The organism is Streptococcus sp. SK643 (assembly GCF_000259505.1).
Lineage (GTDB): Bacteria > Bacillota > Bacilli > Lactobacillales > Streptococcaceae > Streptococcus.
In genome coordinates this window covers 1-14,534 of sequence record NZ_AJMM01000026.1, presented here as the reverse complement: position 1 = coordinate 14,534, position 14,534 = coordinate 1, and the positions used below count along the sequence as shown (strand labels likewise).

Sequence of the window (14,534 nt, the reverse complement as noted above, 5' to 3'; positions counted from 1 at the left end):
GAGGTATCCTCCTTACTCTGCAGTGTGGCTAGATGGTTTGAGTTTGTATTGGTCATAGAGTTTCTTCAAACTGCCATCCTTGCTCCATTTTGTAACCAATGTATCTAAGTAGTTGTTAAGTTCAGTATTTGATTTCTTAGTAACGATACCGTAGTCCGATGGTTTGAAGCTATCATCAAGTAGTTCTGTCCGCTTGCTAATATAGCCAGATAGGATAGAGCGGTCAACCGAAAAAGCATCAATACGATGAGCGTGTAGAGAAGTAATCAATTCTGGATAGGAACCGAGTTCTACAAACTTGAATGTTAGCCCTTTCTTTTTACCAAGTTCTGTAATTAGGCGTTGGGTAATGGAACCTTGGGCAACTCCGATTGTCTTACCATTTAAGTCTTCGATATTTTTGATTTTGGCAGATTTATTGACCAAAAATCCTGAAGCGTCCGTATAGTAGGGGCTGGTAAAGTTGTAAAGTTTCTTACGTTCCTCTGTAATGGTAAAGGTCGCGATGTCCATATCGACTTGCTCATTGTCCAAAAGAGGGCCACGAGTTTGAGCGGTAACAGGCACATAACGAATTTTTACTTTGAGTTCATCTGCTACCATTTTGGCTAGATCGGTTTCGATACCTGAGTAGATTCCTGTCTTAGGGTCTTTGTAGCCAAAGTTTGGTACATCTTGTTTGACACCAACAACTAGCTCGCCTCTTTTTTGAATATCTGCGACACTGGTATCAGCTTGGACTGGTTTTACAGTAGCAAGGCCGAAAAGGCTAATCACTAATGCTGATAAAAAGAATTTCTTTTTCATAGAGACCTCCTTATTTTACTTTGTCACTTTCGTGGTTGATAATCTTGCTGAGGAATTGTTGAGCGCGAGGTTCACTTGGATTGTCGAAAAAGGCATCGACATCTGTTGTGTCCACCAAAACTTCTCCGTCAGCCATAAAGATGATGCGGTCAGCAACTTCACGGGCAAAGCCCATTTCATGAGTAACGACAATCATATTCATACCATCACGGGCTAATTTTTGCATGACTGCTAGAACATCACCGATAGTCTCAGGGTCAAGGGCAGATGTTGGTTCATCAAAGAGGAGGAGTTCAGGATGCATAGCGAGGCCACGTGCGATGGCAATCCGTTGTTTTTGTCCACCAGATAGCATGGCAGGATAGGAATCTTTCTTGTCCCACATATTTACGAATTTCAGGTATTTTTGGGCTGTTTTTTCAGCTTCTTTTTTATCAATTCCTAGAACTTTTATGGGTGCGAGTGTTACGTTTTCTAACACTGTTTTGTGGGGGTAGAGGTTGAAATGCTGGAAAACCATGCCGACTTCCTTACGAAGAGGCACCAGATCTTTCTGGCTGGCACCAGCAACTTGGTGACCATTTACTAGAAGACTTCCCTTGTCAACAGCCTCCAAACCATTGATAGTACGAATAAGAGTAGACTTTCCAGAGCCAGAGGGACCTAGAAGGACAACAACTTGGCCTTTCTCAAATTGGAGATTGATGTCACGGAGTGCGTGGTAGTCTCCGTAATATTTTTCGACGTGTTGAAATTCTACTAAAGCCATAAGGAATCTCCTTTGTGTTAGATTTTATAACATGATTCTACACCAAAAGATTTGTCTTGTCAAATCATATCAGAAAAAAGTTAGTAAAATTTTTGTAGAAAGCAATCAGGATAGAGAAAAAGGCTAAATCATGTTATAATGAAGCAATAGAATTCTTAGAAAGAGTGGATGTCTTTTTGATAACACCTACTTATGAATGGCAATTTGCCCCGCAAGTTGAAGATGCGGATTTTACAAAGATAGCCAAGAAAGCTGGACTGGGTCCTGAGGTGGCTCGATTATTGTTTGAGAGAGGGATTCAGGACCAAGAAAGTCTGCAGAAGTTTTTAGAACCTTCCTTGGAGGAGCTACATGACCCTTATCTACTCCATGATATGGATAGGGCCGTGGCACGCATTCGTCAGGCCATTGAGGATGGAGAATTTATTCTCATTTATGGTGACTACGATGCGGATGGTATGACTTCGGCTTCTATTATCAAAGAAAGTTTGGAACAGCTTGGTGCGGAGTGCCGTGTGTATCTTCCGAATCGTTTTACCGACGGCTATGGACCCAATGCAAGCGTCTATAAATATTTTATCGAACAAGAAGGAATTTCCTTGATTGTAACGGTGGATAATGGAGTTGCAGGTCATGAGGCTATTGAAGTCGCTCAGTCAATGGGAGTAGATGTCATTGTCACAGATCACCATTCCATGCCTGAAACTCTGCCCGATGCCTATGCTATTATCCATCCAGAGCACCCTGATGCTGACTATCCTTTTAAACATTTGGCAGGTTGCGGTGTAGCCTTCAAGTTAGCTTGTGCCCTTTTAGAAGAAGTACAAGTGGAACTGCTTGATTTGGTTGCCATCGGGACCATTGCTGATATGGTTAGTCTGACGGATGAAAACCGTATCTTAGTTCAGTATGGTCTGGAGATGTTGGGACATACCCAGCGCATTGGTCTGCAAGAAATGTTGGACATGGCTGGGATTGCTGCTAGCGAGGTGACAGAAGAGACAGTTGGTTTCCAGATTGCCCCTCGTTTGAATGCCTTGGGCCGTCTAGATGATCCCAATCCTGCCATTGACTTATTGACTGGATTTGATGATGAGGAAGCGCATGAGATTGCCCTCATGATTCACCAGAAAAATGAAGAGCGCAAGGAAATTGTGCAATCTATCTATGAAGAAGCTAAGACCATGGTGGATCCTGAGAAGAAGGTACAGGTATTGGCTAAGGAAGGCTGGAATCCTGGGGTTCTGGGTATCGTGGCTGGGCGCTTGTTGGAAGAACTAGGGCAGACAGTCATCGTCCTCAATATAGAGGACGGTCGTGCCAAGGGTAGTGCTCGTAGTGTGGATGCGGTGGATATTTTTGAAGCTCTTGATCCTCACAGAAATCTGTTTATTGCTTTTGGAGGCCATGCGGGTGCAGCAGGGATGACCCTGGAAGTGGAGAATTTGGAAGCTTTGTCTCAGGTTTTAGAAAACTATATCCTAGAAACAGGGATAGGCCTTAGTGGAAAGAAGACTTTAAATCTAGATGAAGAGCTAGACTTGGAGACGCTCAACTTAGAAATGGTCAAAAGTTTTGAACGCTTGGCACCTTTTGGGATGGACAATCAAAAACCAATCTTTTATATCAGAGATTTCCATGTCGAAAGTGCTCGTACCATGGGGGCAGATAATGCCCATCTCAAACTAAAAATCTCAAAAGGAGAAGCTAGTTTTGAAGTGGTAGCCTTTGGCCAAGGTAGATGGGCAACGGAATTTTCTCAAACCAAGAACCTAGAATTGGCAGTAAAACTGTCTGTCAACCAGTGGAATGGTCAAACAGCTTTGCAGTTGATGATGGTGGATGCGCGTGTGGAAGGGGTTCAACTCTTTAACATTCGTGGGAAAAATGCAGTATTGCCAGATGGAATTCCAGTCTTGGATTTTGCTGGAGAAATGCCAAATCTGGCGAACAGTGAAGCTGTTGTCGTAAAAAGCATTCCAGAGGATATGAATCTGCTAAAGAACATATTCCAAGAGCAGAATTTCTCTGCTGTTTATTTTAAAAATGACATTGACAAAGCCTACTATCTGACAGGTTATGGGACTAGAGAGCAGTTTGCGAAACTCTATAAGACTATTTACCAGTTTCCAGAGTTTGATATTCGTTACAAACTTAAAGATTTGGCAGCTTATTTGAATATTCAACAAATTTTATTAGTCAAAATGATTCAAGTCTTTGAAGAATTGGGATTTGTAGTGATCAATGATGGAGTCATGACGGTTAATAAAGAAGCACCGAAAAGGGAAATTGCAGAAAGTCAAATTTACCAAAATCTCAAACAAACCGTTAAAGACCAAGAAATGATGGCCTTAGGTACCGTGCAAGAAATTTATGACTTTTTGATGAAGAAAGACTAGACACTATAAAGAGAGTTGGGCAACCAGCTCTTTTTTGAAAAGAATTCTAGATTTTGAAAATCATCAAAAAAATGGTATAATGGAAGGACGAGATTCGGCTGAAAGTTTTAGAACTTTTAGAAAAAGGGTAAAAATCCCTATTATCAAGAGAATGTAAGATTTCGGAGGAAAAATGAATAATATTAGATTAACAACGCTTGGTGGTGTACGTGAAAATGGGAAAAATATGTATATTGCTGAAATCGGGGACTCCATTTTTGTTTTGGATGCAGGTTTAAAGTATCCTGAAAATGAGCAATTAGGGGTTGATGTAGTCATTCCGAATATGGACTACCTTTTTGAAAATAAAGAGCGAATTGCTGGGGTATTTTTAACTCACGGACATGCGGATGCTATTGGTGCCCTACCTTATCTTTTGGCTGAAGCTAAGGTTCCAGTATTCGGTTCAGAGTTAACTATCGAGTTGGCTAAGCTCTTCGTCAAAGGAAATGATGCCGTTAAGAAATTTAATGATTTCCATGTTATTGATCAAGATACAGAAATTGATTTTGGTGCAACTATTGTTTCATTCTTCCGTACGACCCACTCTATTCCAGAAAGTTTAGGGATTGTCCTTAAAACTTCTGAGGGAAGTGTCGTCTATACAGGTGATTTTAAATTTGACCAAACAGCTAGCGAGTCTTATGCCACTGATTTTGGTCGTTTGGCTGAGATTGGTCGTGATGGTGTCCTAGCTCTTCTCAGTGACTCGGCTAATGCGGATAGCAATATCCAGGTAGCGAGTGAAAGTGAAGTTGGGGATGAAATTACCCAAACTGTTGCAGATTGGGGTGGTCGTATCATCGTTGCGGCGGTAGCCAGCAATCTCTCTCGTATCCAACAAGTGTTTGATGCTGCTGATGCGACAGGCCGTCGTGTGGTATTGACAGGATTTGATATTGAAAATATTGTCCGTACTGCGATTCGACTTAAAAAATTATCTCTAGCTAATGAGAGTCTGTTGATTAAACCAAAAGACATGTCTCGTTTTGAAGACCATGAGTTGATCATCCTTGAGACAGGTCGAATGGGTGAGCCGATTAATGGACTTCGTAAGATGTCAATCGGTCGCCACCGTTATGTCGAAATCAAGGATGGAGACTTGGTTTATATCGTTACCACACCATCTATTGCTAAAGAAGCGGTTATGGCGCGTGTGGAAAATATGATTTATCAAGCTGGTGGTGTTGTCAAACTGATCACTCAAAGTTTGCGCGTGTCAGGACACGGAAATGCGCGTGACCTTCAGTTGATGATCAATCTCTTGCAACCCAAGTATCTCTTCCCTATCCAAGGGGAATACCGTGAGTTGGATGCCCATGCCAAGGCTGCGATGGCAGTTGGGATGTTACCAGAGCGTATTTTCATTCCTAAGAAGGGAACAACCATGGCTTATGAACATGGAGATTTTGTTCCTTCAGGGGTAGTATCGGCAGGAGATGTCTTAATTGACGGAAATGCTATTGGTGATGTTGGAAATGTCGTTCTCCGTGATCGTAAGGTCTTGTCAGAGGATGGTATCTTCATTGTAGCCATCACTGTAAACCGTCGCGAGAAGAAAATCGTTGCCAAGGCGCGTGTTCATACACGAGGATTTGTTTACCTCAAGAAGAGTCGCGACATTCTCCGTGAAAGTTCAGAATTGATTAATCAAACAGTTGAAAACTATCTTCAAGGTGAAGAATTTGACTGGGCAGATTTAAAAGGTAAGGTTCGTGATAGTTTAGCTAAGTATCTTTTCGACCAAACGAAACGTCGCCCGGCAATATTACCAGTCGTGATGGAAGCAAAATAATCGTAAAATAAGTAGAGAGAAAGTCGAGTTTCGGCTTTTTCTTATAGAAAAAAGGGAGAATAAAAATGGCAGTTATGAACATTGAGTACTACTCACAAGTTTTGGATATGGAGTGGGGAGTGAATGTCCTCTACCCTGATGCCAATCGAGTGGAAGAACCAGATTGTAAAGATATCCCCGTTTTGTATCTTTTACATGGTATGTCTGGTAATCATAATAGTTGGTTAAAGAGGACCAATGTCGAACGCATACTCAGAGGAACTAATCTTATCGTTATTATGCCTAATACCAGTAACGGTTGGTACACTGATACCCAGTATGGATTTGACTACTACACAGCTTTAGCAGAAGAATTGCCCCAGGTTATGAAGCGTTTCTTTCCCAATATGACTAGTAAACGTGAAAAGACCTTTATAGCTGGTCTTTCTATGGGAGGATATGGATGCTTTAAATTGGCTCTAGCGACAAACTATTTTTCTCATGCAGCAAGTTTTTCAGGTGCTCTCAGTTTTCAAGATTTTTCTCCTGAAAGTCAAAATCTAGGGAGTCCTGCCTATTGGAGAGGTATTTTTGGAAAGATAACAGATTGGGAAAAGAGCTCCTATTCTCTTGAAAGTATCTCTAAAAAGTCAGATAAAAAGACCAAACTTTGGGCTTGGTGTGGGGAGGAAGATTTCTTATATGCTGCTAATAATCTAGCAGTCAAAAATCTAAAAAAACTAGGATTTGATATAAGCTATAGTCATAGCTCAGGAACTCATGAGTGGTATTACTGGGAAAAACAATTGGAGAGATTTTTAGCAACCTTACCAATTGATTTCATCTTGGAGGAGAGATTGAGTTAGTATCAGAAACATTAATTTTTAAATGCTTATCAAAGATGGCCTAAGAATGAAAATTTGTTTTACTAGACTTTTTTATTGAAAGTAGTAAAATAGTATAAGACTTTATTGTAAAGAGAGTAGATTATGTATCACTATAAAATTGGCATACCGGCATCTGAACATGATAATTTTGTCAAACAAAACGCTTTAATTAATATATTACAGACTAGTGCTTGGCAAGAAGTTAAATCTGATTGGCAACATGAACGGCTAGGTATCTATAAGGAAGAAACATTAGTAGCTGTTGCTAGTATTCTGATAAGATCCCTTCCGCTAGGATATAAAATGTTTTACATTTCTAGGGGGCCTATACTAGACTATAAAGATACAGAACTACTTGAATTTGTTCTTCAGTCTATAAAATCATACGCACGCAGTAAGCGAGCTGTATTTGTTATGTTTGATTCAAGTATTTGCATATCTCAGACATTGATAGGTCAAGAAAAAATTGAATATCCTGAGAATCTGGCTATCATTGACAGTTTAAAAAAATTGGGAGCAAAATGGTCAGGACTTACCAGTGATATGGGAGATACCATTCAACCTAGGGTTCAAGCAAAGATCTATAAGGAAAATTTTGGAGAGGATGTCCTTTCAAAATCCACTAAGCAGGCTATTCGAACAGCTCGAAATAAGGGGATTGAAATCCAAGTTGGTGGATTAGAGTTGTTGGATTCTTTTTCAGCTTTGATGAAAAAAACGGAGCAGAGAAAAGATATTCATTTGAGAAATCAAGATTACTATAGAAAATTATTGGATAGCTTTAAAGATCATTCTTATATTACACTTGCGACACTAGATCTTTCGAAACGCTCACAAGAATTAGCTCTGCAATTAGAAAAAAATAAATCTAAGCTAGAAAGGTTTACAGATTCAACTAAGCCTTCTAAAGTGCAGGAACATTTGAAAGAGAAGGAACGTATAGAAGAGGAACTAACTTTCTTACAGGATTACATCGATAAAGGTTATACAAATGCACCCTTGTCTGCAACATTAGTTGTTGAATTTGGTCATTCTTCTGTCAATTTATATGCCGGTATGGATGATGATTTTAAGCGTTATAATGCGCCAATTTTAACATGGTATGAAACAGCACGCTATGCTTTTGAACGTGGAATCTTGTGGCAAAATCTAGGAGGAATCGAAAATAACTTAGATGGTGGACTCTATCGATTTAAAGCAAACTTTAATCCGACAATTGAAGAATATTTAGGTGAATTTACCCTAGCGACTCATCCTTTGTATACTTTATTAAGATTTGCCCTAAACCTACGTACCAAACTAAGAAAAAGAAATCATAGAAAGTAAGTAAATAAATGACATTAACTGTATTAACAAAAGAAGAATTTCAAAATTATTCGGAAAAAGTTACGCATCGTTCCTTTGTTCAATCTGTCCAAATGGGAGATTTGATGGAAAAAAGAGGGGCAAAAGTTGTTTATCTTTCTCTAAAGAATGAAGAGGAAATTCAAGTTGCTGCTATGGTTTATAGTTTATCTATGCTAGGTGGTCTGCACATGGAACTCAATGCGGGGCCGATTTATACTCAACAAGAAGCTCTCCCAATTTTTTATGCGGACTTAAAAGAATATGCCAAGCAAAATGGTGTATTAGAGTTGCTTGTGAAACCTTATGAAACTTATCAAACTTTTGATAGTGATGGGAATGCGACAAGTGATGAAGAAAAAGGTCTCATTACTACTTTGACTGGTCTAGGTTATCAATTTCATGGTTTAACAACCGGTTACCCAGGTGGAGAACCGGATTGGCTATATTATAAGGATTTGACTGAATTAACTGAAAAAACCTTGCTAAAGAGCTTTAGTAAAAAAGGTAAGCCCCTGGTAAAAAAAGCTGAAACATTTGGCATTCAGTTGAAAAAGTTAAAACGTGAAGAGCTATCGATTTTTAAAGATATAACAAGATCAACTTCTGAACGTAGAGAATATAGTGATAAAAGTCTAGAATACTACGAAAAATTTTATGACGTATTTGGAGATAAAGCTGAATTTCTTATTGCCACACTGAATTTTTCAGAATATTTGAGTAAGTTAGAAAGTGAACAGAGCAAATTAGCAGAAAAACTGGATAAGTTGAGACTTGATTTGAGCAAAAATCCTAATTCTGAGAAAAAACAAAATCAACTAAGAGAATACTCTAGTCAATTTGAAACTTTTGAAGTTCGAAAAGCAGAAGCGAGTGACTTGATTGAAAAATATGGAGATGAAGATGTTGTATTGGCAGGGAGCTTATTTGTCTACATGCCTCAAGAAACAACTTATCTCTTCAGTGGATCCTATACTGAGTTTAATAAGTTTTACGCACCAGCTCTACTTCAGAAATATGTGATGTTAGAAAGCATTAAACGTGGCATACAGAAATACAACTTTCTAGGTATTGAAGGTGTTTTTGATGGAAGTGATGGCGTTTTACGATTTAAGCAAAATTTTAATGGCTATATTGTACGAAAAGCAGGTACTTTCCGTTATTATCCAAGACCTTTAAAATTTAAAGTACTTCGTCTTATAAAAAAATTATTGAGACGTTAATTCTAGTTTTTAGGTAGCTAGCTTAAAGTTATGAAGTCACATTAACTTATATAAGTGATTATTCAATTATTGATAGCTTGATACAGTATCGATTTTAGAATGTAAAATAGACTCCCAATGAACTGCACCCCAAAAGTTAGACAGAAAAAATCTAACTTTTGGGGTGTTTTGTTATGAAATAGAGTTATGAAGGTAAAGTTCAAGTCTATGAACTAAGAAAACAAGGATATAGTTTAAAGAAAATCTCAAAAAATTTGGGATACGTATTTCTACAGTTAGCTACATGTTTAGTTTGATTGATTGCTACGGGATAGAAATCGTCAAAAAAGAAAGAATCATTACATTTCCCCTGAATCAAAACAAGAAATGATTGATAATGGGAAAACGATTTTAAAATACATTTAATAAAATAAAAACGAACAAATTGGATATAACGACAATTATTGATAGTAAAACACTTTTTATTCAGAAAATTTGAAACATTATAATAAAATTATCTAAGAAATAAACATAATTTTCCTTGATATTTAAAAGCAAATGCCTTGAATATTCGGATTAATTATGATAGTATGAGTATACATGTTTAGGCGAATTTAAACATATTTGTTATATTGATTTTCATTTATTGAATATAATAAATATAAGATTGTTTTTCGATTAACATGAAAAAATATAAAAGGAGGTTGTTAGTCTCAATGAAAGGCAAACAACAACAAGATTATAGAACAGAAAAGTACATCCGTTACGGTATTCGTAAATATAGTTTTGGAGCAGCATCAGTAGCGATTGCGGCTGGTTTGATGTTCCTAGGAAATGGAGCGGTATCTGCCAATGAAGCCAAGCAGGTAGATGATACTGCTGTTACAGTGAAACAGGTAACTGACTTAACTGATAAGGTTGAGGATAAGAAGGACCAAGCTCCAGTTCAAAAAGAAGCAGAAGTTAAGAATTCAGCAGAAGAAAAAACAGTAGAAGCACCTAAGACAACTGCTGAAAAAGTTGCTGCTAACAAAACGCTTCTTTATCAAGCGATTTCAAGTTTAGAAGGCCGTATCGCTGTAGCTAAAAACGCTGATGCCAGCGCTCTTTCTGCTGCAAAGGGAGCTTTAGCAACTGCAAAATCAGTTTTTGCTAATCCAACAGCTGAACAAGCGGAAGTTGATAGCCAAACAGAAGTTCTCAAGGCTCTTGTGCCAGTTCTTGTAGAGTCAAACGCTGCTGAAACTGCAAAGAAAGAGGAAGTGGCTAAACAGAAAGAAGAAGTAGCTAAACAGAAAGAAGAAGCTCCTGCAGTAGATACCAAGATTTTGAGCCAAGTTTCATCTGAAGCAGAAGTTACCAATCAATTAGCTTATTCAGAAATGGACAAAAAAGACCTTGCTACTGAAGGTAAAGCTGCTATCGAAGCTGCAGTAGCCAAAAACCAAGCTGTTCTTGCAGAAACTAACAAACTCTTGGCAGATAAGAGCGTGACAAAAGAACAAGTGGATGCTCAGTTGAACCGTTTGAATGAGTCTATTCAGGCAGTTTATGTTGAATTGAAACGTAATGGGATTGGTCGTGATGGAAGATTTGCTGTAGCTCTTTCAGCTAACGAAGGATACACAGCTGCTTCTACAGAACTAAGAAAAGAAAATGGTGAATTTCTTGGTTCTACAGGTAAATCTTACAAAGTACTAGATGGTAACGCTAATTATAAAATTTATGTTCATGGATATCAATCTGAGAACACTGATGTACCTGCGGCTAATAGTGGACAAGCAGGGGTTAGTGGGCGTACAGACATCCCTTTATCAAAAACAGAAGCTCAAAAAGTGGGACGTGAAGCAGAACTATGGAAAGGGAAACTTCGTGCTACTGGTAAAGCTAACAACAATAATGTATGGGGTGCAGGTGGACCTTACGAATACTTAGCTACAGAAATCTACGGATATACTTATCAGCAAGGAGACCACTATGTATATCTTACAGATGTAAAAAAACGTTTTAGTTTATCACCAGAGGCAACTGCTGCAGGATACACAATTGCAAAAGTTGAAGCGAGCAACTTACCTCCTGGATTAGCTTATAATGCAACTACAGATACTGTAGAAGGATATGTAGCATCTACTCTTCAAAACGGTGTATATGACATGCGCTATATTGTAACTGTAGAGAAAGGTGGAGCTACTCAGCAAGTTACTTTCAGAGACTTAACAGCTGGATGGATTGGATGGCAAGATAGCTCTGCACCACGTATTCAAGGGTCATCAAAATTAGTAACAATAGGCGATCAAGTTAATCATAATATTAAATATGTTGATAACGATGGAATGAGTCGTGATGAAAGAACTGATTATGTATACAGAGATGGTGGAGCAAAAGTTGTTGCCGGTTCAAAAACAGCTTCTGGAACCACGAAGGGAGCAACCTTTACTGCAGTTGATGGATCTAAAATAAATACCGAGAACGGACCACAAACTGTCACAGCCCATACAGCCATAAACGGTAATTATACGGGAAGTAAAACTTCGATAAATGATGTTGTACCAGGATTAAATTACGATCCAAAAACTGGAGATATTACTGGAACAGCATCAGAAGCTGGAATTTATACAGCAACTGTTTATGCGAAAGACTATAATAACACAACCAACGCGAAAAATCAGGATTGGAATATGTATGGTCAAGAAGCCCATGAAAATATTACAATCGCAGTAGCACCTAAAATTACTGTTAAGAATGTTGAAGCTTATGCAACAAATGTACCTATGACAATTTCAAAAGGTGCTAATAAAGCGGAAATTACAATGCCAGATGGAACAGTTACAAAACTTGAAGTTAAAAATGGAAACTGGACAGTAGCTGCAGGTACTACAAACACGGCTGTACAAGAAGGTGCGGTATTAGGAGCTGCATCTACAACAGGAGATTCAACTGTTAACTTAACTGTAACACCAGAATCTACTAAATATGTAGGTGTGGATAATATTGTAGCAAAAGCAACAACTGATAAGGTTAAAGCGAATATTCAACGTGAATTTGCTATGGTAACTGACGCAGCAGGAAACACATACAAAGCAATGTTTAACAGTGCAACAGGTAAATATTCATTACCTACAGAAAAAGCTTATGAATTAACAGACAATGGTAATGGTACATCAACTCTTATTGAACGTCGTGTTTATACAGATGCTCAAGCAAATGGTGATGTTAAATTCGTTGTTTATGAATTTGAACGTACATGGAATAGAACATCTTCAGCGGCAACATTAGTAGATAAAATTGCTGAAATCCGTAAAAATGGTGAGGTAACAGCAGTAGGTAATGTTACACGTACAGAGACTTTAATTAAAAAAGATAACACATCTTCAGAACAAGGAATGGTAGTTACAGTAAGTTATGACTCAGTAACAAACCAATGGACATCTTCTGACGGTACAGCGGTAACAGCTAAAGAATCAAATGCTGGTTGGGAAGTAGAAACAGCATCAGGATTTAAAGGGTATGTAGCATACCGTGAAGCATCTTCTACAGATGTAGCATCAATTCAAAATGCTAAACCAACAGGGACTTCAACAAGTTATTCAGAAGCAAAAGGTACATCAGTAGACTTAATTAAATCAACTAAAGCAAATGTAGCATTCGCAGATACAATCGATGACAAATCATCAGCAACAGATTCTGATACTATTAAAACAAAAGTAACAGCAACTGCACCAGACGGAACAGTCACTACTTTTGATGGAGCTCAAGCTGAAGAAACTGCCTATATCACGGCTCAACGTACTGCGGCAGCTAAAACTCAAGCAGCTGCAACTGCTGTAAAAGAATATCAAGATACACAAAATGAATTAGCACGTCTTCAAGAACTATTAGATCGTCAAACAAGAATGGTAGAAGATGCTCAAAAAGCATTAGATAACTTAAAATTGCGTTCGATTTCTCCAACATCTCAAGATTTAGCAGAGAAAAGACTTGCGCGTGTTAAAGAGTTGAAAGCATCTATAGAAACACAATTAGAAACAGCTAAAGCAAATCTATCGACAAAAAATACTGAAGTAGAGTCAGCGCGTACTGCAGCTTTAGAAGCTGAAAGAGCGGTAGAAACTGCGCGTGCAGCTCTTAAAACAGCTGCAGAAGCAAACTTAGCTAAAGCTAACGCTTATGTATTATCTCAAAAAGGACGTTACAAAGTAACAGTAAGCGCAGTAGATTCAAATGGGGTTGTAACAACTCCAACAGTAGGGGGAACAGATGCTGGAGAAGTAACAGAAGATGCAGTAGCAGAAACAACTTACTACATCGTAGTAACAGATCCAGAGAAATCATCAGGAGCTCAAGGTCAAAAACAAACTGACTCAATGGCAGATAATTTCAATGATGGAAAAGAAGGAACTACAGTATCAGATTACAAACTAGTAGATCCAGCAACAGGAAACAAAGCTTCTTCAGTAACAACTGCAGAAGGGACTTACACAGTAGATCCAACAACAGGTGAAGTAAGCTTCACTCCTGCAGAAGGATTTGTAGGAACAGCTACACCGATGAAAGTTTCAGCGAATGTAACATTCAATGATGAATCAGGAAACCCAGTAACAGTAGCAGTAGAAAATACATATACACCAACTGTATATGGAGTTCAACCATCAACAGATGAAACTACAGGAAAACAAGGTCAATCTCAAACATCTAAATCAGGAAAAGATCGTTTCTCTGAATTAAATACAGCAACTAATACTCCAGACGGTACAAATGTAGACTGGACAACAGCTGCATACTCACTAGAAGGAGCTAATGCTGAAGGTAAAGTGGTAGTTGATGGAGAAGGAACATACTCAATCGATCCAACAACAGGTGTAGTAACATTTGAACCACTTCCAACATTTACAGGAAAAGCTAAAGGTGTTAATGTACAAGTATCAGTAACAGCAACTGACTCAGAAGGAAACAAAGTTCCAGTTACTTCAAAAGGAAAATATACTCCAGAAGTAACACCAGTAACACCGACAGGAGCACCAGTTACATCTGAAGGTAAACAAGGTCAAGAACAAACAGGTAAACCTGTCTTTACACAAGGTGATGAAACAGCACCAATTACAATCAACGAACAGCAACCAGCTAAATTCGTAGTAAATGGACAACCAGTTGATGACAAAGAAATTCCAGCAACAAAAGATGGAAAAGAAGTTGGTAAATACGTAATCGATCCATTAACAGGTTTTGTAACCTTTAAACCAAATAAAGACTTCACAGGCACACCAGATCCAGCAACTGTTGAAGCTAAAGATAAGAATGGAACACCAGCTACAG

8 protein-coding genes and 1 pseudogene are annotated in these 14,534 nt (G+C 38.4%); 7 read left to right on the top strand and 2 right to left on the bottom strand.

Features of this window, described 5'->3' with window-relative positions; translation table 11 throughout:
• Positions 1-12: 12 nt before the first annotated feature.
• Positions 13-807: a transporter substrate-binding domain-containing protein gene (locus HMPREF1117_RS09730; protein ID WP_000726199.1), complete on the bottom strand. Its 795-nt coding sequence runs from the start codon at positions 805-807 to the stop codon at positions 13-15.
• 10 nt (positions 808-817) lie between these two features.
• On the bottom strand, positions 818-1,576 hold the full coding sequence (locus HMPREF1117_RS09725; protein ID WP_001229616.1) for an amino acid ABC transporter ATP-binding protein: 759 nt from the start codon (positions 1,574-1,576) through the stop codon (positions 818-820).
• Positions 1,577-1,752: 176 nt separating this feature from the next.
• On the opposite strand from HMPREF1117_RS09725, the gene recJ reads away from it, so the two are divergent.
• The 7 genes and pseudogenes from recJ to HMPREF1117_RS09690 all read left to right on the top strand — a co-directional run.
• Positions 1,753-3,975, top strand: coding sequence for a single-stranded-DNA-specific exonuclease RecJ (recJ, locus tag HMPREF1117_RS09720; RefSeq protein WP_000632602.1), 2,223 nt, complete (start codon positions 1,753-1,755; stop codon positions 3,973-3,975).
• Positions 3,976-4,147: 172 nt separating this feature from the next.
• A complete protein-coding gene (locus HMPREF1117_RS09715; RefSeq protein ID WP_001059980.1) occupies positions 4,148-5,809 on the top strand; it encodes a ribonuclease J in 1,662 nt (553 codons plus the stop codon).
• A gap of 65 nt (positions 5,810-5,874) precedes the next feature.
• The gene (locus HMPREF1117_RS09710) at positions 5,875-6,654 is read left to right on the top strand and encodes an alpha/beta hydrolase (RefSeq protein ID WP_000290060.1); all 780 of its coding nucleotides are present in this window, start codon (positions 5,875-5,877) and stop codon (positions 6,652-6,654) included.
• 123 nt (positions 6,655-6,777) lie between these two features.
• Positions 6,778-8,001, top strand: coding sequence for an aminoacyltransferase (locus HMPREF1117_RS09705; protein WP_000274933.1), 1,224 nt, complete (start codon positions 6,778-6,780; stop codon positions 7,999-8,001).
• Positions 8,002-8,009: 8 nt separating this feature from the next.
• The gene (locus HMPREF1117_RS09700) at positions 8,010-9,242 is read left to right on the top strand and encodes an aminoacyltransferase (protein WP_000176945.1); all 1,233 of its coding nucleotides are present in this window, start codon (positions 8,010-8,012) and stop codon (positions 9,240-9,242) included.
• A 182-nt stretch (positions 9,243-9,424) separates the two neighbouring features.
• Positions 9,425-9,617 (top strand): annotated as a pseudogene (locus HMPREF1117_RS11925) (IS3 family transposase); the annotation flags it as partial.
• Between the two features lie 320 nt (positions 9,618-9,937).
• On the top strand, positions 9,938-14,534 hold a 4,597-nt coding region (locus HMPREF1117_RS09690), incomplete at its 3' end, for a YSIRK-type signal peptide-containing protein (protein WP_000676872.1).

What these genes read in the sequence shown, in the direction of transcription:
- HMPREF1117_RS09730 (WP_000726199.1), bottom strand. Translation starts at nt 807, where the DNA reads ATGAAAAAGAAATTCTTTTTATCAGCATTAGTGATTAGCCTTTTCGGC.
- HMPREF1117_RS09725 (WP_001229616.1), bottom strand. Translation starts at nt 1,576, where the DNA reads ATGGCTTTAGTAGAATTTCAACACGTCGAAAAATATTACGGAGACTAC.
- HMPREF1117_RS09715 (WP_001059980.1), top strand. Translation starts at nt 4,148, where the DNA reads ATGAATAATATTAGATTAACAACGCTTGGTGGTGTACGTGAAAATGGG.
- HMPREF1117_RS09710 (WP_000290060.1), top strand. Translation starts at nt 5,875, where the DNA reads ATGGCAGTTATGAACATTGAGTACTACTCACAAGTTTTGGATATGGAG.
- HMPREF1117_RS09705 (WP_000274933.1), top strand. Translation starts at nt 6,778, where the DNA reads ATGTATCACTATAAAATTGGCATACCGGCATCTGAACATGATAATTTT.
- HMPREF1117_RS09700 (WP_000176945.1), top strand. Translation starts at nt 8,010, where the DNA reads ATGACATTAACTGTATTAACAAAAGAAGAATTTCAAAATTATTCGGAA.